At 74.7% G+C, this 23,489-nt stretch carries 17 protein-coding genes; 9 read left to right on the top strand and 8 right to left on the bottom strand.

The window, feature by feature from the left end; genetic code table 11:
- Positions 1-16 precede the first annotated feature (16 nt).
- Both E1182_RS16505 and E1182_RS16500 read right to left on the bottom strand, forming a co-directional pair.
- Positions 17-469 (bottom strand): hypothetical protein, encoded by a 453-nt coding sequence (locus E1182_RS16505; RefSeq protein WP_132265915.1) that lies wholly within the window; start codon positions 467-469, stop codon positions 17-19.
- 109 nt (positions 470-578) lie between these two features.
- Complete coding sequence (locus tag E1182_RS16500; RefSeq protein ID WP_132265920.1) at positions 579-1,454, bottom strand: LD-carboxypeptidase; 876 nt, start codon at positions 1,452-1,454, stop codon at positions 579-581.
- Positions 1,455-1,592: 138 nt separating this feature from the next.
- Between E1182_RS16500 and E1182_RS16495 the strand changes: the two genes are divergently transcribed.
- Together E1182_RS16495 and E1182_RS16490 are read left to right on the top strand one after the other, a co-directional pair.
- Positions 1,593-2,360 (top strand): type 1 glutamine amidotransferase, encoded by a 768-nt coding sequence (locus E1182_RS16495; RefSeq protein WP_132265913.1) that lies wholly within the window; start codon positions 1,593-1,595, stop codon positions 2,358-2,360.
- A 1-nt stretch (position 2,361) separates the two neighbouring features.
- Entirely contained in the window at positions 2,362-5,382 is a 3,021-nt protein-coding gene (locus tag E1182_RS16490; protein ID WP_132265911.1) for a bifunctional [glutamine synthetase] adenylyltransferase/[glutamine synthetase]-adenylyl-L-tyrosine phosphorylase, read from the top strand.
- A 21-nt stretch (positions 5,383-5,403) separates the two neighbouring features.
- On the opposite strand, the gene E1182_RS16485 is transcribed toward E1182_RS16490, so the two are convergent.
- Entirely contained in the window at positions 5,404-7,002 is a 1,599-nt protein-coding gene (locus E1182_RS16485; protein ID WP_132265909.1) for a methyltransferase domain-containing protein, read from the bottom strand.
- 90 nt (positions 7,003-7,092) lie between these two features.
- On the opposite strand from E1182_RS16485, the gene E1182_RS16480 reads away from it, so the two are divergent.
- Positions 7,093-7,707 carry a helix-turn-helix domain-containing protein gene (locus E1182_RS16480; RefSeq protein WP_132265907.1) on the top strand — a complete coding sequence of 205 codons (615 nt, stop codon included), beginning with the start codon at positions 7,093-7,095 and terminating at the stop codon, positions 7,705-7,707.
- 80 nt (positions 7,708-7,787) lie between these two features.
- Here E1182_RS16480 and E1182_RS16475 read toward each other — a convergent pair whose 3' ends face one another.
- The gene (locus E1182_RS16475) at positions 7,788-9,389 is read right to left on the bottom strand and encodes a hypothetical protein (RefSeq protein ID WP_132265904.1); all 1,602 of its coding nucleotides are present in this window, start codon (positions 9,387-9,389) and stop codon (positions 7,788-7,790) included.
- Between the two features lie 44 nt (positions 9,390-9,433).
- On the opposite strand from E1182_RS16475, the gene mptB (E1182_RS16470) reads away from it, so the two are divergent.
- Entirely contained in the window at positions 9,434-10,834 is a 1,401-nt protein-coding gene (gene mptB, locus E1182_RS16470; protein ID WP_207921418.1) for a polyprenol phosphomannose-dependent alpha 1,6 mannosyltransferase MptB, read from the top strand.
- Positions 10,835-10,849: 15 nt separating this feature from the next.
- Positions 10,850-12,301 (top strand): polyprenol phosphomannose-dependent alpha 1,6 mannosyltransferase MptB, encoded by a 1,452-nt coding sequence (gene mptB, locus E1182_RS16465; RefSeq protein WP_132265899.1) that lies wholly within the window; start codon positions 10,850-10,852, stop codon positions 12,299-12,301.
- Positions 12,302-12,369: 68 nt separating this feature from the next.
- Here mptB (E1182_RS16465) and glnA read toward each other — a convergent pair whose 3' ends face one another.
- A complete protein-coding gene (gene glnA / locus E1182_RS16460) occupies positions 12,370-13,794 on the bottom strand; it encodes a type I glutamate--ammonia ligase (protein WP_132185560.1) in 1,425 nt (474 codons plus the stop codon).
- A 319-nt stretch (positions 13,795-14,113) separates the two neighbouring features.
- Between glnA and E1182_RS16455 the strand changes: the two genes are divergently transcribed.
- Positions 14,114-14,518 carry an RDD family protein gene (locus E1182_RS16455; protein ID WP_132265897.1) on the top strand — a complete coding sequence of 135 codons (405 nt, stop codon included), beginning with the start codon at positions 14,114-14,116 and terminating at the stop codon, positions 14,516-14,518.
- An 80-nt stretch (positions 14,519-14,598) separates the two neighbouring features.
- On the opposite strand, the gene E1182_RS16450 is transcribed toward E1182_RS16455, so the two are convergent.
- Entirely contained in the window at positions 14,599-15,288 is a 690-nt protein-coding gene (locus E1182_RS16450; protein ID WP_132265895.1) for a DUF4191 domain-containing protein, read from the bottom strand.
- Positions 15,289-15,488: 200 nt separating this feature from the next.
- On the opposite strand from E1182_RS16450, the gene E1182_RS31150 reads away from it, so the two are divergent.
- Both E1182_RS31150 and E1182_RS16445 read left to right on the top strand, forming a co-directional pair.
- The gene (locus E1182_RS31150; RefSeq protein ID WP_165942629.1) at positions 15,489-15,656 is read left to right on the top strand and encodes a hypothetical protein; all 168 of its coding nucleotides are present in this window, start codon (positions 15,489-15,491) and stop codon (positions 15,654-15,656) included.
- 5 nt (positions 15,657-15,661) lie between these two features.
- Positions 15,662-18,646: a helix-turn-helix transcriptional regulator gene (locus tag E1182_RS16445; RefSeq protein ID WP_243706252.1), complete on the top strand. Its 2,985-nt coding sequence runs from the start codon at positions 15,662-15,664 to the stop codon at positions 18,644-18,646.
- A 150-nt stretch (positions 18,647-18,796) separates the two neighbouring features.
- On the opposite strand, the gene E1182_RS32265 is transcribed toward E1182_RS16445, so the two are convergent.
- Together E1182_RS32265 and lipA are read right to left on the bottom strand one after the other, a co-directional pair.
- A complete protein-coding gene (locus E1182_RS32265; protein ID WP_243706251.1) occupies positions 18,797-20,656 on the bottom strand; it encodes a DUF423 domain-containing protein in 1,860 nt (619 codons plus the stop codon).
- Between the two features lie 50 nt (positions 20,657-20,706).
- On the bottom strand, positions 20,707-21,753 hold the full coding sequence (gene lipA / locus E1182_RS16435; protein WP_165942628.1) for a lipoyl synthase: 1,047 nt from the start codon (positions 21,751-21,753) through the stop codon (positions 20,707-20,709).
- A 356-nt stretch (positions 21,754-22,109) separates the two neighbouring features.
- On the opposite strand from lipA, the gene aspS reads away from it, so the two are divergent.
- Positions 22,110-23,396, top strand: a complete 1,287-nt coding sequence (gene aspS, locus E1182_RS16430; protein ID WP_132265891.1) for an aspartate--tRNA(Asn) ligase — start codon at positions 22,110-22,112, stop codon at positions 23,394-23,396.
- The last annotated feature ends 93 nt before the right edge of the window (positions 23,397-23,489 follow it).

Genomic DNA, 23,489 nt, shown 5'->3' with positions numbered 1-23,489 from the left:
GGGGAGGGGAGGGAGATTACTTGCCGGCGAGGCCCCGGCCGCCCGGACCGTGACCGCCGCCGCCGGGGAAGACGCCCGCCTCGACGGCCTTGGTGATCGCGTCGGCCTGCTCCTGGGTCAGCTTGCCGTCCTTGACAGCCTGGGCGAGCCGCTCCTTGAGCCTGGCCTGCCGCTCCTCGGCGGAGGGGCGTTGCGGCCGGTCCGCCTTGTGCTGCTCGCGCAGCTTCTCCAACGCGGCGGTCACCTTCTCGGTCGGCACGCCCAGTTCCTTGGCCAGCGCCTCGGCGAACTCGGCCTGCCGCTGCGCCCGGCGCTCCTGCCGGCCGCTGTCCTTCTCGCCGCTGCTGGCGCTCGGCGTCGGCGTCGGGTTCTCCGCGAACGCCACGGTCGGCACGGCGATGCCCACGCCGAGCACGCCAGCGGCGGCCAGCCCGGCCAGCAGGTGTTTCTTCGAGATCGTGCGGGCCATCCGGTTCCTCCATGTGATCGGTGTGCAATGCCGTGACCGACAGTGACTCCGCTTGCTGAGCTGTGCCCGTGCCCACCCTGTCACCCAGCTGAGAATCCACCCAGGGGTGTCAGTGGACGGCGGGGGAGACGGTGAGGGTGCCGGCATCGGCGTCCAGGACGGCCGGGGTGCCGACGGGGACGGTGAGCTGGCCCAGGCCGTGACCGATCGGCAGGCCGCCGAGGACCGGGACACCCAGGTCGCCCAGGCGCTCGGTCAACACGTCGACGACCGTGGTGTCCCAGCCGTCGGCGCACTCCGTGAACTGGCCGACCGCCACCCCGGCGATTCCGTCCAGCGCGCCGGTCCGGCGCAGCTGGGTGAGCATCCGGTCGACCTTGTACGGCGGCTCCTGCACCTCCTCCAGCAGCAGCAGCGCACCGCGCAGGTCGGGCATGTCACGGGTGCCGATCGAGGCGGTGATCAGGCAGAGGTTGCCGCCGAGCAGCGTCCCCTCCGCCCGCCCGGGCACCCGTACCCGGTAGGTCTCCTCCCCGGCCACCGCGCCGACCGTCACCGGATTCGTGGTCATCAGCGCGGCGTGCAGGGACTCCGCCGAGCGCAGCGGGGTGCGGTCGTCCCGCCAGGCCGCTCCCGGCCCGTGCACGCCGGCCAGCCGGGCGCCCCGCCAGAGCGCGAACTGCAGGGCGGTGATGTCGGAGAAACCGGCCACCACCTTCGGGTCCCGGCGTACCGCCGCCATGTCGATCAGGTCGACCACCCGCTGCGCGCCGTAGCCGCCCCGGGTGCAGATCACCCCGCGTACCCGTGCATCGGCGAACGCGGTGTTCAGGTCGGCGGCACGCAGGCCGTCGTCGCCGGCCAGGTAGCCGCGCCGGGCGTACGCGTTCGGGGCGGGCACCGGACGCAGCCCCCAGCCGGTCAGCAACTCGACCCCCCGGGCCACCCGCTCGGGGCGGGTCGGCCCGGAGGGCGAGACCAGCATCACCGTGTCACCGGGACGCAGCACCGGTGGGCGTACGCAGTCGACGGGCACAGCGGCAGAGCCTAACCGGGTACGGTGCGCACCGGTCGGCGTACTGCGCGGCGCACCCGTGCGGGGCCACCGGATAGCCTCGACATCGTGGCGACCGCGTTGGTGATCGAGAACGACCCGGCCGACGACCTCCGCCGGCTGGGGGAGTGGCTGACCGAGGGCGGGTTGGAGCTGCGGGTGCTGCGCCCGTACGCCGGCGACGAACTCCCCGCCGACCTGACCGGGTACGCCGCCCTGGTGGTGCTCGGCGGCGAACCACAGGCGCACCCGCTGCCGGACGGCACCCCGGGCGCCCCCTGGTTCCCCGCGGTGGAAGGGTTGCTGCGCAAGGCCGTCCGGCACCGGGTGCCCACCCTCGGTGTCTGCCTCGGTGGGCAACTGCTGGCCACCGCGCACGCCGGCCAGGTCGAGCGCAGCTCCGCCGGCCCGGAGATCGGCCCCGGTGTCGTCGGCAAGCGGGACGCCGCCGACAACGACCCGCTCTTCCGGTACGTGCCGCTGATTCCCGACGTGCTGCAGTGGCACGTCGACGAGATCACCGAGCTGCCCCGGGGGGCGACCCTGCTGGCCGCCTCCACCCGCTACCCGCACCAGGCGTTCCGCCTCGGCGACCGGGCCTGGGGTCTGCAGTTCCACATCGAGTGCGACACCGCGATGATCGCCGACTGGGCCCGCGACTCGACGCTCCTGGCGGAGCTGGGCTACGACCCGGAGCTGGTGGTGGCGGCCTGCGACCGGGTGATGGCCGACGTCGAGGAGGTCTGGCAGCCGTTCGCGATCCGGTTCGCCGCCCTGGCGCTGGGTGAGCTGGACGACGTCACCGTCCGCCCCCAGCTGCCCCTGCTCGGGCACTGACATGCCCCGACCGACCAGGGGGCGGCTGGCCCGATACGGGTTCGCCGAGGGCGACGGCGGGGCGCGGGCGGCGGACCTGCTCGGCCCCGACGGGCTCGGGCTGTGGCGCACCGACGAGCAGGAACCGGTCGACGAGTCGGCCGCCGAGCTGCTCGCCGCGTTGTCCCGGGCCGCCGACCCCGATCTGGCGTTGCGTCAGCTGCACCGGATCGTCGAGGCGGAACGGCGGGCCGGCGCGGCACCGGAGCACGACGAGCCGGCGCTGCTGGACGCGCTGTACGCCGACCCGGGTCTGCGCCGCCGTCTGCTCGCCGTGCTCGGCGCCTCGTCGGCGCTCGGCGACCACCTGGTGGCCAACCCACGGCAGTGGACGGTGCTGGCCACCGCCCCGGACGGGCTGGCCCCGGTCGCGCAGGGGCGGCTCGACCTCGACCTCGCCGGGCGGCTCACCGCGTCCACCCAGCCGGTGGCGGTGCTGCGGCAGGCGTACCGGCTGGCGCTGCTGCGGATCGCGGCGGCCGACCTGACCGGTGGGCGGGGCCTGGAGCAGACCATGGCGGCGCTCTCCGCGCTGGCCGACGCCACCCTCGCCGCCGCGTACGGCATCGCGGTCGCCGAACTGCCCGAGGGCACGCCCCGACCGTCGCTGGCGGTGGTGGCGATGGGCAAGTGCGGCGGCGACGAGCTGAACTACGTCTCCGACGTCGACGTGATCTTCGTGGCCGCCGACGACGCCGACCTGGCCGTGGCCACCCGGGTCGCCGCCCGACTGATCGGCGTGTGCGGGCTGGTCGCCTGGCCGGTGGACGCCGCGCTGCGCCCGGAGGGCAACCGCGGCCCGCTGGTGCGCACCCTCGCCAGTCACCTCGCCTACTACCAGCGTTGGGCCCGCACCTGGGAGTTCCAGGCGTTGCTGAAGGCCCGGCCGGCCGCCGGCGACCTCGACCTCGCCCGGGAGTGGATCGACGCGTTGGCCCCGCTGGTCTGGCGGGCCGCCGAGCGGCCCGAGGCGGTCGAGGACGTCCGCGCCATGCGGCGCAAGATCATCGACAACATCCCGCCGAAGGAGCTGGAACGCGAGATCAAACGCGGCCCCGGCGGGCTGCGCGACATCGAGTTCGCCGTCCAGCTGCTGCAACTGGTGCACGGCCGGGGTGACGAGTCGCTGCGGGTCGCCGGCACCGTGCCGGCGCTGCGCGCCCTGGTGGCGGGCGGTTACGTCGGGCGGGCCGACGGGGAGGCGCTGCTGCGCGGGTACCGGTTCCTGCGCGGCGTCGAGCACCGCCTCCAGCTCCAGGGACTGCGCCGGACCCACACCGTGCCGACCGAGCCGGCGGCGCTGCGCTGGCTCGCCGCCGCGCTCGGGTACACCGCCACGCCGGGCCGCAGCGCCGTGGAGAGCTTCCGCGCCGACTGGGTCGCGCACGCCACCGAGGTACGCCGGCTGCACGCCAAGCTGCTCTACCGGCCGCTGCTGGAGTCGGTGGCCCGGGTGCCGGCCGACGGGCTGCGGCTGACCCCGGAGGCGGCCCGGCACCGGCTGGAGATCCTCGGGTTCGCCGACCCGGCCGGGGCGCTGCGGCACCTCCAGGCCCTCACCGGCGGGGTCAGCCGTACCGCCGCCATCCAACGCACCCTGCTGCCGGTGCTGCTCAGCGAGTTCGCCGACGCTCCCGAACCGGACCGGGGCCTGCTCAACTACCGGCAGGTCTCCGACAAGCTCGGTTCCACCCCCTGGTACCTGCGGGTGTTGCGCGACTCCGGCCCGGTGGCCCGCCGGCTGGCCCGGGTGCTCTCCTCCTCCCGGTACGCGGCCGACCTGCTGGCTCGGGAACCGGAGGCGCTGCGGTTGCTGGCCGAGGAGAGTGAGCTGGTGCCGCGCCCCCGGGAGGTGCTCTGCGACGGCTTCGCGGCCGCCGCCGCCCGGCACGACGACCCGGTCGAGGCCACCCGTGCCATCCGTGCCCTGCGCCGCCGGGAACTGGTCCGGATCGCCTGCGCCGACGTGCTCAGCCGGGCCGGCGGGCTCGCCCCCCGCCCCGAGCGCGGCTCGCCGGTGACACCGCTGGCCGACGTGACCGCCGTGGGCACCGCGTTGGCCGACGTCACCGACGCCACCCTGGCCGCCGCGCTGCGGGCCGCCCGGGCCGCCCATCCCGCACTGCCCGGCCTGCGCTTCGCGGTGATCGGCATGGGCCGTCTCGGCGGGTACGAATCCAACTACCTGTCCGACGCCGACGTGCTCTTCGTCTACGACCCGCCTGCCGGGGCGGACGAGAGCGCGGCGAGCGCCGCCGCGCACGGCATCGCCGAGGAGCTACGCCGGTTGCTCGGCATGCCCGCTCCCGACCCGCCGCTCGGCGTCGACGCCGACCTGCGGCCCGAGGGCCGGCAGGGGCCGCTGGTGCGCAGCCTGGCCGCGTACGCCCAGTACTACGCCCGCTGGTCGAAGGTGTGGGAGGCGCAGGCACTGCTGCGGTCCCGGTTCGTCTGCGGTGACGCCGGCCTGGGTGCGGAGTTCGAGGCGATGGTCGACCCGATCCGCTACCCGGCCGGCGGCCTGACCCGCGAGCAGGTGGTCGAGATCCGCCGGATCAAGGCCCGGGTGGAGACCGAGCGGCTGCCCCGGGGCGCCGACCCGGCCACCCACACCAAGCTCGGCCGGGGTGGCCTGGCCGACGTCGAGTGGGCGGTGCAGCTGCTGCAACTCCGGTACGCCGGGGCGCATCCGCGGCTGCGTGACACGCGTACCCTCGACGCGCTCGCGGCGGCCCGCGACGCCGGTCTGCTCGACCCGACCGACGCCGCGGAGCTGGCCGCCGGCTGGACCCTGGCCGCGCAGGTCCGCAACGCGCTGATGCTGGTCCGGGGCCGGGCCGGCGACCAGCTGCCCCGGCACGGGGTGGAGCTGGCCGGGGTGGTGCGGCTGCTCGGCCACGACGACCCCGGCGAGTTCCTCGACGAGTACCTGCGCACCGGCCGCCGCTGCCGGGCGGCGATGCGGCGGGTCATGGAGTCCTGACCCGCCGCCCGGGGCAGCGGCTCAGCGGCGACGGACCAGCACCAGGTGGTCGACCAGGCTGGCCGGTTGCCCGTCCGGCCCGGTCACCTCCCGCACCGGCGCGTCCAGCCGTTCGGTGTGCCAGCCGTCCGGGTCCAGGTCGAGCGTGGCCAGGGTCTCCTGCGGGGTGGCGAACCGCACGTGCGGCGGGATCGTCCGGGACCACGGCGGCGGGGCGCCGTGCTCGACGATCAGGAGTCGGCCGCCCGGTGCCACCGCCCGCGCCGCGGCCCGCAGCACCTCGGCCCGGGGAAACTCGATCATCGACTGGAGGAACTGGGCGGAGACCAGGTCGTAGCTTCCCGTCGGGAACGTCCGGGCCAGGTCGTGCCGCCGGAAGTCGATCCGGTCGACCACCCCGGCCGCCGCGGCCTCGGCCGCCGCCCGGTCCAGCGCGGTACGGGAGACGTCGACCGCGGTCACCCGCCAGCCCTGCCGGGCCAGCCAGATCGCGTCGGCGCCCTCCCCGCACCCCAGGTCCAGTACGGTGCCGGCCGGCAGCGCCTCGGCGACCTCGACCAGCCGGGCGTTGGGCCGGCCGCTCCACCGCCGCTCCCGCTCGGCGTAGAGCGCGTCCCAGTGCCGGGCGGTCTCCGCGTCGATCGGCCCGGTGGCGGTCGCCGCGCGGCGGGCGGCGACCGCCCGGTCGGTCTCCTCGGTGACCAGGTCCGCGTTGAGCGCCGCGCCGGCCTGCATACCCGCTGCCATGGCGACGGGCACGGTGGCCATCGGGTTGGTCACGTTGCCCGCCACCCGTACCCCCGGCACGGTCGTCGCGCCCTGGGGATCGGCCGGCACGTGGTCGCCGACCACCGCGCCGGCCACCACGAACTCCTCGGCCGGCAGGCCGAGCCCGGCGAGCAGGTCGGCGCGGGCCCGCACCCGGGGCGCCACCACCAGTGCCTGCCGGGGCACCACCGCGCCGCAGGCGAGCCGCACGCCGGTGAGCCGGTCGTCGGTCACCTCGACCGCCGTCACCTCCCCCTCGACGACCCGTACGCCCCGTGCGGCGAGCTGCTCCGCCTGCTCGGGCGTCAGCGCCGGCCCGGTGTGCGTGAACAGCACCACGTCGTCGGTGAGCTGGCGGAACAGCAGAGCCTGGTGGACGGCGGTGGGACCGCTGGCGAGCACGCCGACGGCCTGGTCGCGGACCTCCCACCCGTGGCAGTACGGGCAGTGCAGCACGTCCCGGCCCCACCGCCCGGCGAGCCCGGCGACCTCGGGCAGTTCGTCAACCAGCCCGGTGGTCACCAGCAGCCGGCGTGCGAGCACCCGCCGTCCGTCGGTCAGCGTCACGTCGAACCGGAGGCCGTCCGGGGCGTCCGACCGGTGGGCGGTGGCCACCGTGCCGTCGATCACCTCGACGCCGTACCGGGCAAGTTCGGCGCGGCCCCTCGCGTACAGCTCGGCCGGGGGCACCCCGTCGTTGGTCAGCAGGTTGTGCACCTGGGCGGAGGGGGCGTTGCGGGGTGCGCCGCCGTCCACCACCAAGACGGACCGGCGCGAGCGGCCCAGCGCCAGGGCTCCGCTCAGCCCGGCGGCTCCGCCGCCAACCACCACCACGTCGTACAGGTCTGTCATCGTCGTCTCCACTTCGGTTCGGTGCTCCGGATCGTCCGGGTCGCCGGACCGTGGTGACAAGAAATGTTGCCGGGATGGCAAACTCGCGGGATGACAGAGGACGCTTTCCCCGCTTTGCCCGGCCCGGATGCCCCGGACGAGGTCCTGACGGCGGTCGGGCCACGGCTGCGGGCGCTGCGCCAGCAGCGGAACGTGACCCTGGCCCAGCTTGCCGCCGCCACCGGGATCTCGGTCAGCACCCTGTCGAGGCTGGAGTCCGGGGGCCGGCGGCCCACCCTGGAACTGCTGTTGGCGCTGGCCCGGTTCCACCGGGTGCCGCTCGACGACCTGGTGGGCGCGCCGGAGACCGGGGATCCCCGGGTCCGGCCCCGGCCGGTGCGCCGGGGCCAGGTGACCATCCTGCCGCTGACCCGCCGCCCTGGCGGCGTCCAGGCGTACAAGATGATCTACCCGCCGCGGTCGGCCACCCGGGAGCCGGAACAGCAGGTCCACGAGGGGTACGAATGGTTCTACGTGCTCTCCGGCCGGTGCCGGTTGCTGCTCGGCCGGCACGAGCTGACCCTCGAAGAGGGGGAGGTGGCCGAGTTCGACACCCGCACCCCGCACTGGTTCGGCAACCCGTTCGACACCCCGCTGGAGATCCTCAGCCTGTTCGGTCCGCAGGGGGAACGGCTGCACGTCCGCGCCCGCTCGTCGCCCGCCTAACGGCCGGACTCGGGCTGACCGGCGCAGCCGGGTGCGAGGGCCGCGCCGATGCCGACAGCCGGCGCGGCCCGGCGGGACGGTCAGCCGCGCAGGGTGTACGTCCCCGGCTGCGGCACGGTGACCGTCGTCCAGTCCCCGTCGGCGGCGACGCTCGCCCCGCCCGAGGCGGACAACCAACGGCTGTGCCGGATCCGTACGGGCACGGCGCCAGGCTCGGTCGTGCGGAAGGTCAGCGACGCGGCGTCCTGTCGGACCAGCTCACCGGGTGCGGCGACCAGCGGCGTCGGGTCGGCCACCGCGTACAGCCGCCAGCGGGCATCCGACCAGACCTCGGTCAGGTACGGCAGGCCCGCCGTGACCAGCTTGGCTTCGGCCCGACCGACCCAGGAGAGCGGGGCGTCGGGCACGGCGACGTACTGCACGGCGTTCTCGTCCAGCCAGGCCCGGTACGTCTCGGCGGTCAGCGGCACCCCGGTCCCGGCGGCCCCCGGCACGGTGGTGAAGAACAGCGGATTGCGGGCGATGTCGGCCTGCCGCAGCCAGCCCCGCGCCAGCGGCACCTCGCCGAGGTGGGCGGCCTCCCAGTAGTCCCGGGTCGGTGGCACCTCCACCCGCCCGGTGAGTTCGCGCCGGGCCAGTTCGGCGCGGAGCGGATCGAAAAAGGCTCGCTCGGCGGTCGCGTCGCCGGCCCCGCGCAGGTCAGCGGCGACAACCGGCGGCTGCCACCAGCAGACCGCCGCCAGCAGCACGGTCAGCGTCGCCGCGCCGGTGACCCGGCGACGGGTCACCGGTTGCGGTAGGCGCTCCGCCCGCCATCGCGGGAACACCGCGCCGGCGGCGAGCACGGGCAGGGCGAACATCACCACCAGCCGGGTCGCGTTCAACCCGACCGGGGTGTGCACCAGGGCCGCCACGAGCACGCCGGCCGCCGACAGCAGCGCGCCCACCCGCACCGGCCGGTACGCCACCAGCGCCGCCACCACCAGGCTGGTCACGGCCGCTCGGATCGTGTCGGTGCGGCTGATGTTCATCCAGCCGCCCTCGCCGAAGAACAGCCCGGTCACCCCGAGCGGCAGCGCGGCGGCGACCCCGAGCAGCAGGCCGTCGCCGTACCGGCGGGTGAGCAGCAGCGCCACGCCGGCCAGGCCGACGAACAGCCCGGCCACCGGGCTGGTCGCCGAGGCCAGCAGCGCCGAGACCAGCGCCAGGCCCGGCCGGACCACTCGGCGCGGTACGGCACCGGCGGGTGGGCCGTGGGTCGGCAGGGTCAGGGCGAGCAGCGCGGCCAGGCCGAACGCCACCCCGAGGGCATACGTCACCCGGCCGGAGACCAGGTTGCCGGCGATGGTGAGCACCCCGACCAGGCTGCCGAGCAGCGGGCGGGGCACTCCGGTGCGCACCAGCAGCGCGGCGAAGGCCGCGGCGGCCCCGACCAGGGCGAGCACGCCGGTGACCCGGACACCGAGCACCGCCATCACCGGCGGGGACACCAGGCTGTAGCCGAACGGGTGGATGCCGGCGTACCAGCGCAGGTCCACCAGCGCGGGGCCGTGTGCGGCGAAGAAATCCGCCCGGGCGACCTGGGCGGACAGGTCCGAGCCCATCCGTGGCAGGGCCAGCCACACCCCGCCCAGCACGGCGGCGCAGACGGCGGAGATGCCCACCACCCCACTGCGCCGCATGCCCACCTCCGGTCCGCGACCACGGTACTGGCAGCATGTCCGATGTGCCTCACCACCTATCCCGCTGGGTCGGACTGGCCGGCTCCGTCCTGCTCGCCGTGGCCGCGTACCTGGGAGGTGCGCTGCCCGACGGGAACCTGCGCCCCACCCCGGTCAGCATCTGGCAGGGCCGGCACGGACCGCTGATCCTCGCCGCCTGGCTGCTCGGCACCGCGCTGATGGGCTGGGCCTGGTGGACCCTGCGCGACCGGGTGCCGTCGGCCCGGTGGGCGCTGGTCACCGCCGGGCTCTGGCTGATCCCGCTGCTGGTCGCCCCGCCGCTGGGCAGCCGCGACGTGTACGCGTACACCTGCCAGGGCGCCAGCTACGCGGCCGGGATCAGCCCGTACGAGCACGGCGTGTCGGTGCTGCCCTGCCCCTGGCTGGACACCATCTCCTACATCTGGCGGGACACCCCCGCGCCGTACGGTCCGCTGTTCGTCATGCTCTCCGGCGCGATCGTCGGGGCGACCGGCTCGCTGTACGCCAGCATCGCGCTGTTTCGGCTCGCCGCGGTGATCGGCGTCGGGCTGACCGCCGCGTTCCTGCCGGTGCTGGCCCGCCGCTGCGGCGTGCCCAGCGGCCGTGCGCTCTGGCTGGCGTTGGCCTCCCCGCTGGTCGGGGTGCACCTGGTCTCCGGCGCGCACAACGACGCGCTGATGGTGGGTCTGCTGGTCGCCGGGCTGGCCGTGGTGGTCTCCCGTCCCGGCCGCTTCTGGCCGCTGCTGGCCGGGGGAGTGCTGCTCGGCCTCGCCGGCGGGGTGAAGGTCACCGCGCTGGTCACGGTGCCGTTCGCCGCGCTGGCCGCGATCTCCGGGCCGTACTCGATCAGGGGGCTGCTGCGCGACGGCGCCCCGGTGGTCGGCGGCGCGTTCGCCACGGTGGTCGGCGCGACGCTGGTCGCCGGCCTCAACTTCGGCTGGATCTCCGGGCTGGAACAGGGCAGTTTGGTGGTCGCCTGGACCTCGCCGCCGACGGCGGTCGGGCAGACCGTCGGGTACGTCGCCGCGCTGTTCGGCGCGCACGTGGACGCGCTGCCGGTGACCCGGGCGATCGGCGTGCTGGTGCTCGCGGTGCTGTTGGTGTGGCTGTGGTGGCGGGCCCGGACCCGGGACCCGCTGTGGCACGCCGGGCTGGCGCTGGCCGCCACCGTCGCGCTGGCCCCCCTCTTTCACCCCTGGTACTGGATGTGGCCGCTGACCGTGCTCGCCGCCACCGCGCACCGCACCGGCTGGTTCAGTCTGGTCGCGTTGGTCTCCTCGTTCCTGGTGCTGGCCGACGGCACGGGCCTGGCCCGATACACCAAGTTTCCCGGTGCGCCGCTGATGACGCTGTTCGTGATCGTGGTCGCCGTGCGGTTGGTACGGTCGGCTCGGGTGGCCCGCCGCCCGGCTCCCGTCGACTGAGGAGAGGGTCCGCCGGTGACCGAGCCCGGCCCGCCGCCCGACGGCCGCGCCCGGTCCGCCCGCTGGGCCGGGCTGGCCGGCGCGGCGCTGGTCACGGTGGCCGGATGGCTCGGCGGGGCGCTGCCGACCGTCCCACCGCACCAGCCGTGGCGGATGCCGCACGGGCCGGTGGCGCTCGGCTGCTGGCTGCTCGGCACCGCACTCATGGTCGGTGCCTGGTGGGCGCTGCGCCGGGGCGCCCCGTCGACCCGGTGGGCGTACCGCACCGCCGGGATCTGGCTGGTGCCACTGCTGCTCGCACCGCCACTGGCCAGCCGCGACATCTACTCGTACGCCTGTCAGGGCTGGACGTACGCCGCCGGGGCGGACCCGTACGCGGTCGGGGTGGCGGCGGCCGGCTGCCCCTGGGTCGACTCGGTCGCCCCGCTGTGGCGGGACACCCCTGCCCCGTACGGGCCGCTGTTCCTGCTGCTCGCGGCGCTGGCCGCCACCGTCGGCGGCGGGCTGGCCGGCACGGTCGTCGTGCTGCGGCTGCTCGCCCTGGCCGGGGTGCTGCTGGCCGGGCTCTGCCTGCCGGGGTTGGCCCGGGCCTGCGGGGTGCCGACCCGCCGGGCGGCCTGGCTCGGGCTGGCCTCACCGCTGGTCGGGGTGCATCTGGTCGCCGGCGCGCACAACGACGCGCTGATGCTCGGGCTGCTCCTGCTCGGCCTGCTGGTGCTGGTCCGCGCGTCGGGCGGGGTGCGACCGCTGCTGGTCGCCGGGCTGCTGCTGGGCCTGGCGGCGGCGGTGAAAGCGACAGCGGTGGTGGTGCTGCCGTTCGCCGCGCTGGCCGCGGTGCGGGGCCGGTACACCGTCCGGGCGCTGCTGGGTGCCGGCGGCCCGGTGGTCGGTGGGGCGGGGGTCGCGCTCACGGCCGTCTGCGCCCTGCCCGGCCTGGGACTGGGCTGGATCGGTGGGCTGGCGCACAGCGGCGACTCGCAGCAGTGGACCTCGCCGCCGACGGCGGTCGGCTTCGTGGTCGACTACCTCGGCGCGCTGGCCGGGCGGGAGCCGGGTGCGGTGCCGGCCGCCCGGGTGGTGGGGCTGGTGCTGCTGGCGGTGCTGCTGGCGCTGCTCTGGTGGCGGACCTGGTCGGCGCTGCGTCGGCGGGGCGACGTCCGCCAGCGGGTCCACCGGTTCGCCGCGGCCCGCCCCCGGGCGGCGCTGTTCGGCGCGGGCGGTGCGCTGGCCGCCACGGTGGCCCTCGCCCCCGTCTTCCACCCGTGGTACGCCACCGGGCCGCTGCTGCTGCTCGCCGTCTCGGCGACCCGGACCGGCTGGTTCACGCTGCCCTGCGCCGTCGTGGTCTTCCTGACCCTGCCCGACGGCACCTCGCTGGCCCGGTACACCAAGGCGCCCGGCGCGATCGCGATGACGGCGCTGGTGGTGGCCCTGGTCGTGCTGGCGGTACGACGGCGGCGTTCCTGAACAAGCGGCCGGGCCGGCTCCACGTACGCGGAGCCGGCCCGGCCGGTGGAACGTGCCTCGACGACCGCTCAGCAGTCGAAGTACATCGCGAACTCGTGCGGGGTCGGGCGCAGACGCACCGGGTCGACCTCGTTGGCCCGCTTCCAGCTGACCCAGGTGGAGATCAGGTCCGGCGTGAAGACGCCGCCGTCGAGCAGGTAGTCGTGGTCGGCCTCGAGCGCGTCGAGCACCTCCGGCAGCGAGCCGGGCACCTGCTTGACGTCGCCCCACTCCTCCGGCGGCAGGTCGTACAGGTCCTTGTCGATCGGCGCCGGCGGCTCGATCTTGTTCTTGATGCCGTCCAGGCCGGCCATCATCATCGCCGAGAAGGCGAGGTACGGGTTGCTGGACGGGTCCGGCACCCGGAACTCGACCCGCTTGGCCTTCGGGTTGCTGCCGGTGACCGGGATGCGGGTGCAGGCGGACCGGTTGCGCTGCGAGTAGACCAGGTTGACCGGCGCCTCGAAGCCCGGCACCAGCCGGCGGTACGAGTTGACCGTCGGGTTGGTGAAGGCCAGCAGCGACGGCGCGTGGTGCAGCAGGCCGCCGATGTACCAGCGGGCGGTGTCCGACAGGCCGGCGTAGCCGGTCTCGTCGTAGAACAGCGGCTCGCCGTTCAGCCACAGGCTCTGGTGGGTGTGCATACCGGAGCCGTTGTCGCCGAAGAGCGGCTTCGGCATGAAGGTGGCGGTCTTGCCGTTGGCCCAGACCTCGTTCTTCACGATGTACTTGAAGAGCTGGAGCTGGTCGGCGGAGTGCAGCAGCGTGGAGAACTTGTAGTTGATCTCCGACTGGCCGGCGGTGCCGACCTCGTGGTGCGAGCGCTCCACGGTGAAGCCGCCGTCCACCAGCCGGCGGACGATCGAGTCACGCAGGTCGGCGTAGTGGTCCACCGGCGGCACCGGGAAGTAGCCGCCCTTGTAGGCGGTCTTGTAGCCGCGGTTGCCGCCGGCCTCCTCGCGACCGGACGTCCACGCGCCCTCGATCGAGTCGATGTAGTAGAACGACTGGTGGGCGGAGGTCTCGTGACGGATCGAGTCGAAAATGTAGAACTCGGCCTCGGCGCCGAAGTAGGCGGTGTCGGCGATGCCGCTCGCCGCCAGGTACGCCTCGGCCTTCTTCGCCACGTTGCGCGGGTCCCGGGAGTACGCCTCGCGGGTGAACGGGTCGTGGATGAAGAAGTTCAGCGCGAGGGTCTTCTGCGCGCGGAACGGGTCGACGAAAGCGGTGGCGACGTCCGGGAGCAGGAGCATGTCCGACTCGTGGATCGCCTGGAAGCCGCGGATCGACGAGCCGTCGAACGCGAGGCCGTCGGTGAAGACGCTGTCGTCGAAGGACTCGACCGGCAGATTGAAGTGCTGCATCACGCCGGGCAGGTCACAAAAACGTACGTCGACGAACTTCACGTCCTCGTTCTTGAGGTACCGCAGGAGTTCCTCGGGATTGGCAAACACACGTCCTCCTGGCACGTCCACTCCGGTGGCTGGGCTCTGGCGACGGTAGGACCGCGCGGTTGCCCGGCCGTGTCTCTTGTGTTTCTGCCGTGTTACGTCGCTGGCGAAGCCCTATCTGAGCCACTTGGTCGCCGCTGGGCCGCCGTTCGGCCGATACCGGTTGGGGCAGTCTACCGCCTGTTTGTGCGATTAGCCCGTTCTCCCGACTCGCGCCGACCGCGTCGACCCGCGACTACCGCGCCGGCCCGCACCGACCCGGCCCAGGCCGGCAACCGCCGGTGACCAGCGGCGCCGCCAGCCCTGGTTACCCTTGATCGCTGTGAGCAACCCCGCCGCCGTACCGGCGCCACCCGCCACGGACCCGTCCTTCACCCCGCCCAGCCTCGGGCGTCGCTTCGGCGCGCTGGTGATCGACTGGGTGCTCTGCCTGCTGGCGTCCAACCTCTTCGCCGATCCGCTGCGCGACGGCTGGCCCCCGGTGCTGCTGCTGGTGGCCGAGTACGGCTTCTTCCTCGGGCTCTTCGCCCAGACCCCCGGCATGTTCGTCACCCGGATCCGCTGCCTGGCCTGGGCCGACGGCGGCCGGCTCGGTCCGGCCCGGGCCCTGCTGCGTGGCCTGCTGCTCGTCCTGGTCGTACCCGCCCTGCTGATGGATGGGCACCGCCGTGGCCTGCACGACCGCCTCACCGGCGCGGTCGTCGTCGACGCCCCCCGCACCACCTGACCCAGCCGAGCGCCGGACCGACTGCGTGAACGCGACGAGCCGGGCCCGCCGGGCCCGGCTCGTCGGCGTACCGCCTCGGGTCAGCGACCCCGCGACTGACGGAACGCGCTGCGCGGCGGCCGCATGTTCTTCGGGATCGCGCCCTTGGGCATCTGCGGCCGGGCGGTGAGCGCCTTGAGCCGCTTGTCGAGGGCGTTGACGTCCTTACCGCTGAGCGCGCGGGGCAGCCGCATCAGGGTCATCCGCAGCTTGCGGATCGGCAACTCGTCCTCGCCCTGGCCGATCATGTAGTCGTGCAGCGGGGCGTTGCCGATCACCTTGGCCAACCGGCGCTTCTCCTGCCCGAGCAGGCCGCGTACCCGCTGCGGGTTGCCCTCGGCGAGCAGGATCACGCCGGGGCGGCCGATCACCAGGTGGACCATGTCCATCTGGGTGGTGGAGCTGACGGCGGGGGTGACCCGCCAGTCGCCACGCATGTTCTCCATGATCTGCGCGGCGGCCCCGGGTTGCCCCTCGGCCGCGTTCATCATCGCCGCGTTGGATCGCAGGTTGAGCACGATCAGCACGGCGAGCAGGGTGAACAGGATGCCCAGCGGCAGCCAGAGCCAGCCCCAGAACAGCACCGCGACCACGGTGAGCGCGAGCGGAATCAGCACCGCCGCGGCGACCAGCGGCGCGAACCACCTGTCCTGCTTCGCCGTGAACCGGAACACCATCCCGATCTGCTTCAGCCGCTGGCCGAACGAGACCTTCTCCTGGGGCTTCGCCATGCCGCCGAGTCTAGTGGTCGCCGCACCCCCGGCTGATCCGCAGGCCGGCTGAGTACCTTACGTCGCCTCAGCGGCCGGTTGCGCCCCCGGTAAGGAGGCGGAGGACGGCGAAGATCAGGCGGCGCACCCATGCCCCCGGGGCACCTTCGGGCGAAGAGTCGACGTCAGCAGAGATGACGACGATCCCCAGGGAGCCCGACATGTTCGGCAACGACGCAGAGTTCCTCCTCCACCTCCACCGGACCCAGGCCGCCGAGTTGCGGGCCGACGCCGCAGCCTCCCGCCTCGCCCGCGCCCTGCCGCCCCGGCGCGAGCGCTGGCGGGACCGGTGGCAGCGCCTGGGCCGTACCGACGCCGCCCGCCGGTGACCCTCGTGCCCGCACCGGCACCGGCCGTCGCCCACCAGGCCGCCGCCACCGGCCTCGCCGGGGCCGCCGGCGGACCCGACGGGCCGGTGGGCGGGGACGGTGCCGGCGGCGCGCGTGGCATCCTCGGAGCCGTGACCGTACGCGCCGCCAGCACCGTCCTCGTCGGCCGCCAGGACGAACTCGGGGCCCTGCGCGCCGCCTTCGCCCGCGCCCGGGCCGGCGAGCCCAGCACCGTGCTGGTCGGCGGTGAGGCCGGGGTCGGCAAGACCCGCCTGCTGGACGAGTTCGGCGCCCTGGTCACCGCCGGCGGGGACCGGCTCCTCGTCGGCCAGTGCCTGGAACTGGGCGAGGCCGGGCTGCCCTTCGCGCCGTTCGCCGCCGCGCTGCGCGAGGTGCTGCGCCGCGACGGACCGGCGGTCTTCGAAGGGTACGAACCGGAGTTCGCCCGCCTGCTGCCGGAGCTGGCCCGGACCTCCGCCGCGGCCGGTGCGCCACCCCGTGCGGCGCTCTCCGACGCGCCCCGGGGCTACCTGTTCGACCTGGTGGGAGAGCTGTTCCACCGGCTGGCCACCGTCCAGCCGCTGGTGCTGGTCATCGAGGACCTGCACTGGGCCGACCGCTCCACCCGTGATCTGATCGGCTTCCTGGTCCGGGCCGCCCGCACCGCCCGGGTGCTGCTGGTCTGCACGTACCGCACCGACGAACTGCACCGGGGCCACCCGCTGCGCCCGTTCCTCGCCGAGCTGGACCGGGCCCGGGGCGTCGAACGGGTCGAGCTGGGCCGCCTCGACCGGGACGGCACCGCGGCGATCCTCACCGACCTGCTCGGGGCCGAGCCGGCCGCCCGGGCGGTCGACGACGTGCACGCCCGCACCCAGGGCAACCCGTTCTTCATCGAGGAACTGGCCGCCGCCGGCGGCCCGGTCGGCTGTGCCACCCTCCCGGAGACCCTGCGCGACCTGCTGCTGGCCCGGGTCGACCGGCTGCCCGACGCCGCGCAGCGGGTGCTGCGCATCGCCGCCGCCGGGGGCACCCGCTTCTCCCATCAGCTTCTCGCCGAGGTCGCCGGCCTGCCCGAGCCCGAGCTGGAGGACGCCCTGCGCGCCGCCGTCGCCGCCCAACTCGTCGTCGCCGACCCGGACGGGGACTACGAGTTCCGGCACGCGCTGGTCCGGGAGGCGGTCCACGACGAACTGCTGCCCGGCGAGCACGCCCGGCTGCACGCCCGGTACGCCGCCGCCATCGAGGCGCAGCCGCACCTCGTCCCCGCCGGCCGCGCCCCGGCCGAGACCGCCCACCACTGGTACGCCGCCCACGACCACCCCCGCGCCCTGCTCGCCGCCCGGGCCGCCGCCTGCGCCGCCGCCGACCGGTACGCGTACGCGGAGCAGAGCCGGCTGCTGGAACGGGTGCTGGAGCTGTGGGAACTGGTGCCCGACGCCGCCGACCGCCTCGGCATGGATCACCTGGCGGTGCTGGAGGAAACCCTCGACGCGGTCAGCACCGCCGGCGACTACGGCCGCGCGATCACCCTGACCCGGGCCGCCCTGGCCGAGGTGGACCGCGAGGCGGAACCACTGCGCGCCGCCCGGCTGCTGAACCGACGCGGCCGGCTGCTGGCCCTGCTCGGCAAGAGCGACGGCTGTGCCGAGCTGCGGGAGGCGTACCGGCTGGCGGCCGGGGTGCCGGGCAGCCCGGACCGGACCCGACTGCTCGCCTACATCGCCGCCCACCTCGCCAAGGTCGATCCCGAGTTGGCCGCGACGGTCGTCGCCGAGGTGGGCACGCTCGACGCGGACCTCGCCCTGCTGCCCGCGCGGATCGCCCTGCTCTGTCGGGTCAACAAGGGGCCCGACCTCGGGTTGGCCGAGCTGCGCCGGACCGAGGCCCTGGCCCGGGCCGCCGACGACGGACCCGCGCTGGTCAGCGCGCTGGTCCACCTCTCCGACGTCCTCTTCGAGCTGGGCCGGTACGCCGAGTCGGCCGAAGCCGCCGCCGCCGGAGTGATCGAGGCGCACCGGGTCGGGATCAGCCGCTCGGGTGGGGCGTACCTGCTGTCCAACCAGGCCGAGGCGCTGCTCGCCCTGGGCCGCTGGGACGAGGCCGAGGCGGCGTGTGCCGAAGCCGCCCGGATCGACCCGCCCGGCGTGTCCGGACTGCACTGGCTGCAACTGCGCGCCGGGCTGTGGCTGGCCCGCGCCCACCCGCGCGCCGACGAGCTGGTCGGTCGGGCGTTGGGGTTCCTGGCCCGGCCGTACCTGTGGCCGAACCACCGGCTGCCCCTGCACGAGCTGCGCATCGAGGCGGCGCTGGCCGCCGACGACAAGGTCGAGGCCGCCCGGGCGGCCCGCGCCGCGCTCGCCGACGACAAGCTGCCGCACCTGTCGCGCGAGGGTTGGGTGGTGCTCGACGCCGCCGCCCGCGTCGCGGCCCGCCTGAGCGACCGGGAGCTGGCCGAGACCGTGGCCGGGGTCGCCGCCGTGTTGCCGGCCCGCCATCCGGCCGAACGGGCGCACGCCGCCCAGGTCGCGGCGCTGCTGGCGGTCGGGGACCGGGCGTTGCCGGCCTGGCGGGAGGCGGTCCGGGCGTGGCGCGCCGACGGCCAGCCGTACGCCCTGGGCCGGGCGTTGCTGGCGCTGGCCGAGGCGGCCGCGTCGGCCGGGGAACGCGACGAGGTCGCCGCAGCGGTGGAGGAGGCCGTGGTGATCGCCGGGCGGCTCGGCGCGACACCGCTGGGCGAGCAGGCCGCCACCCTGGCCCGGCGGGTGGGGCTACGGGGTGCCGGCGCCGGTACGCAGCTGCTCACCGCCCGGGAACGGGAGGTGCTGCGGCTGGTGGCCGAAGGGCACAGCAACAGTCGGATCGCCGAGCGGCTGTTCATCTCGCCGAAGACGGCGAGCGTGCACGTCTCCCGGATCATCGCGAAGCTCGATGTCGGCAACCGCGTCGAGGCCGCCGCCGTGGCTCACCGCCTCGGCCTGCTCGACTGATCGCCCAGCCCCGGTCCCGCACGCTTCCGCGCGCTGCCGACCGGTCCCGCCGACTCCGGTCGTCTCCGGCCGCGCCAACCGCGCTGTCCTCCGGCCGGGACGTCCTATTCGGCGCAAGCCGAGACGGCCGACCGGATCGACCGGGACTGGTCAGCGCGGTGGCAACCAGATCTGCCAGTCGGCCACGGTGAGCGCCGCCGCGCCGGGCGGCGGCTGCCGGTCCAGGGTGGCCGCCAGCGGCGACCCGACCGGTGCCACGTACGCCACGTCGCCGGCCCGGGCGACCGCCCGCCGGTATCCCGGTAGCCGGTCGAAGCCGGGACGTAGCCGATCATCCACGACCGCGCAGACGATCTCCTCCCGGGCGGCGAAGGTGAGTCGGTTGCATGTCCAGTAGCCGCCGTAGACGTGACGGACGCCGTGCGCGCGTAGCGCGTCGACCATGGCGCGGTGTCGCCGTGCCTCGGCCCGGTTCTCCGGCACGGTGGTCAGCGTGCCGGCGGTCGCGACGGCGGCGCTGGCGAGCACGGCGGCGAGGACGCCGGTCGTCCCCACCCGTACCGCACCGGTCGTCGCCAGCCGACGGGTCGTGGTCGGTCGACGGGTCGTGGCCGGTCGGCGGGCGGCTGTCCAGAGCGGCCAGAGCAGCGCCGGGGTCGAGATCAGCAGGCAGGCCAGGTAGCGGGAACTCTCCACGGGGGTACGGCCGGCGGAGTTGCTGACCGTGTACGCCGCGAGGGTGCCCACCGCGCCCACCACCAGCGCCAGCCGTACCGCCGCACCGGCCCACCGATCCCGCTGCGACCCCGGCCCGGCCGAGGTCGCCGTGTCGGGCTTGATTGACTCACCTTGCGGGAGGTGGTGGTATCGCGTCGGGTCTGACACCGCGCCTTCCCGCATCTGGAGTCGATCATCCTCCGCGGAGCCGCCGATCCGCCGCATCGCGGCGGTCGATGCCCGGGGTACGGCGGCCGGTCGGCTGCCGCGGACCACTCGCCAGGAAGCCAGGCCGGCCAGGGTCAGCAGCACCGGCAACGCCACCGACCACCAGAGCTGCCAGGTCGCGCAGTGGCTCGGCGCGCAGAAGCCGGCACCCAGCGCCGGACCGAGCACCAGCCCGCCGTGCAGCCGGTCGGCCCAGCCCGCCGCCGCGTCCGCCCCGCTGGCCGCGAGGATCGCCGTGACCGGGTTGCGGCCGTGCGCGAGGCTGTGCCCGAGCAGTGGCGCGACGCCGAGCAGTGCCCCACCCACCAGCGCCATCCCGGCCGGGCCGCGCAGCTCGCCGCCAGCCGGGCGTTGCCGGAGTGCGCCGACCAGCGCCCGGCCGCGTAGCTCGCCGCGGATCGGGTGTCGTCCGTACCGCACCGCGCCGACCAGCACCGCGCCAAGCGCCAGCACGTACGGCAGGAGCAGGGGATCCACCCAGACGGTCAGGCCGGTCAGGAATCCGAAAGCGGCGTACCGCCACCGCCGCCCGGCTGGTCGGCCGGCGGCGAGATCGAGAGTGAGCAGCGCCAGCCCCACGCCGATCGGGTTCAGCTCCGGATAGCCGCCACCGGCGATGAGCTGGTTCTTGACGACCCGATCCGATCCGAACGCGAGCACCGCGACCACCAGCAGGGCGAACCGGTCATCCCCGCCGAGGCGGCGGGTCAGCCGCCAGCTCAGGTACACGAACAGGGCGTACATGGCGAGCAGCGGCAGCCGCAGCGCCAGCCAGGACGGGCCGGTCAGCGCGACCAGCGGCGCGGCCAGGTACGCCTCCAGCGTCCCCATGTACGCCTGCCCGTAGAAGAAGACCGGAAAGTCGTCGCCCCGGGCGATGTGCGACGCGGCCAGCCCCATCGTCGCCTCGTCGCTGTTGGTGCGCGGCGTGTCAGCCAGCAGCAGGCCGACCCGGTACGCCACCCCGGCCGCCCCCGCCAGCAGGGCGAGCAGTGCCGGACGGGGCCAGCGGGGTGTACGCCGGCGGGCCGCGTCGCGCGGCTGCGGGCGTACCCCGGTGGTCATGTCGTGATCATCGCACCCCGCGCCGGCAGACGGCGGGTGACGAGGCCGGCTCAGCCGGCGGGGACGACCTCCGCGCGGGCGTCCAGCGCCTGCTGGTAGAGCCGCCCGGCCCGGTACGACGAGCGCACCAGCGGCCCGCTCATCACACCCGCGAAACCGATCTCCTCGGCCTCCTCGCGCAGCTCGACGAACTCCTCCGGCTTGACCCAGCGGATCACCGGGTGGTGGCGTGGGGAGGGGCGCAGGTACTGGGTGATGGTGATCAGTTCACAGCCGGCGTCGTGCAGGTCCCGCAGCGCCTGGGAGACCTCGGCCCGCTCCTCGCCCATACCGAGGATCAGGTTGCTCTTGGTGACCAGACCGTCGGCGCGGGCCTGCCGGATCACGTCGAGGGAACGCTCGTACCGGAACGCCGGCCGGATCCGCTTGAAGATGCGCGGCACGGTCTCGACGTTGTGCGCCAGCACCTCGGGCCGGGAACCGAACACCTCGGCGAGCTGTGCGGGGACCGCGTTGAAGTCGGGAATCAGCAGCTCGACGCCGCAGCCGGAGCGCAGGGCGTGGATCTGCCGGACCGTCTCGGCGTACAGCCAGGCGCCGCCGTCGGGCAGGTCGTCGCGGGCGACGCCGGTGATGGTGGCGTAGCGCAGGCCCATCGTCGCGACGGACTCGGCGACCCGGCGCGGCTCGTCGGCGTCGAACTCAGCGGGCTTGCCGGTGTCGATCTGGCAGAAGTCGCAGCGCCGGGTGCACTGGTCGCCGCCGATGAGGAAGGTGGCCTCACGGTCCTCCCAGCACTCGTAGATGTTGGGACAGCCGGCCTCCTGGCAGACGGTGTGCAGCCCCTCCCGCGAGACCAGCCCGCGCAGCTGGGTGTACTCCGGGCCCATCTTGGCCTTCACCTTGATCCACGGCGGCTTGCGCTCGATCGGCGTCTCGGCGTTGCGGGCCTCGATGCGCAGCAGACGCCGCCCCTCGGGTGCGGCAGTCGCGGTGCGGCTGGCCTGCTCGGTCGTCGGCATGGAGTGCTCGATCGTCACGAAAACGAGCCTACGCCGGTCGCTGGCCGTCGATGAACCATGGGCGACCGGCGTCACGCCGCAGATGTGGTGACACGCGACACCGACGCGGCAAACAACTCGGTCACGCGTGCGGCGGTCGGCTGCTAGCCTGCCCGACAAGGCTGTGACGGAGCCGAGTAGCGCGCCGGTCCGCCAGCGCAGAGAGCCGCCGGTTGCTGCAAGGCGGTCTGGCGTCGGCGCGCGAAGACCCTCCCGAGCCGCGGGAAGAACGGCGTCCGCGCCCAGTAGAGCCCGCCCGGCTGGCCCCGGTCAACAGGCGACGAACGAGGCTCCCGCCGTGGGCGGGGGCGAAGGTGTGGTGGCACCGCGAGGTTCCCGCTCGCCCACACCTCCCTGGGGATCGCGTTGCGATTGATCAAGGAGGTATCGCCGTGCAACGCATCCTTTCCACCCAACTCTCCGCCCGGGTCGGTGGCACCGTCCGGATCGCCGGCTGGGTACACCGCCGCCGGCTGCTCAAGTCGGTGACCTTCCTGATCGTGCGGGACGCCGCCGGCCTGGCCCAGGTCGTGGTCACCGACGCCGCCGTGCGCGCGGCCGTGGCGTCGCTGCCGGAGGAGACCGTCGTCGAGGTGGTCGGCACGGTGGTCGCGAACCCCGTCGCCCCCGCCGGGGTCGAGCTGACCGCCCCGACGGTACGACCGCTCGGCCCGCCCGCCGTGCCGCCCCCGTTCGACCTGTACCGGCCGGCGCTCACCGCGAGCCTGCCCACCCAGCTCGACCACGCCCCGGTCGCGTTGCGGCATCCGACCCGGGCGGCGGCGCTGCGGGTGTCGGCGGCGGCGGTGGCCGGCTTCCGGGCCGCGCTCGACGCCCGCGACTTCGTGGAGATCCACACCCCGAAGGTGGTCGCCTCGTCCACCGAGAGCGGGGCGAACGTCTTCGCGCTGGACTGGTTCGGCCGGTCCGCGTACCTGGCCCAGTCGCCGCAGTTCTACAAGCAGCTCATGGTCGGCGTCTTCGAGCGGGTGTACGAGGTGGGCCCGGTGTTCCGGGCCGAGCCGCACGACACCGTCCGGCATCTGGCCCAGTACACCTCCCTCGACGTGGAACTGGGCTTCGTCGCCGACCACCGGGACGTGATGGCGGTGCTGCGCGACACCCTGGCCGGGATGCTCGACGCGGTCGGATCCCGGGCGGGTACGGCGCTGACCACCCTGGGCATCGAGGTGCCCGAACTGCCGGCGGAGATCCCCGCCGTGCACTTCACCGAGGCGCTGACAATCGCCGGGGCGTCCGCCGACGAGCCGGACCTGGCCCCCGGCCACGAGCGCGCGTTAGGGGAGTGGGCCCGCGCCGAACACGGCTCGGAGTTCCTCTTCGTCACCGGGTACCCGATGGCGAAGCGCCCTTTCTACACCCATCCGGATCCGGCCCGGCCGGCGTACTCGAACGGCTTCGACCTGCTCTTCCGGGGGTTGGAGCTGGTCACCGGCGGGCAGCGGCTGCACCGGTACGACGACTACCGGGCGGCGCTGGCGGCGCGCGGCGAACCGCTGGAGCCGTACGCCGGCTACGTCGAGGCGTTCCGGCACGGTATGCCACCGCACGGCGGCTTCGCCATCGGCCTGGAACGCTTCGTCGCCCGGCTGGTCGGCGCGGCGAACGTCCGCGAGGTCACCGCCTTCCCCCGCGACCTGCACCGCCTCATCCCCTGAGCTGCGCCACCCTGACCCGCGGTCATGATGTCGACGGCCGGACTCGCCGGGCGCGTGCCGTCAACCTCAAGACCAACGCGGGCGGGGTGGGTG

Origin of the sequence: Micromonospora sp. KC721, assembly GCF_004348355.1 — a bacterium.
In the GTDB taxonomy this organism is placed as follows: domain Bacteria; phylum Actinomycetota; class Actinomycetes; order Mycobacteriales; family Micromonosporaceae; genus Micromonospora.
This window is presented reverse-complemented; position numbering and strand designations above follow the sequence as displayed.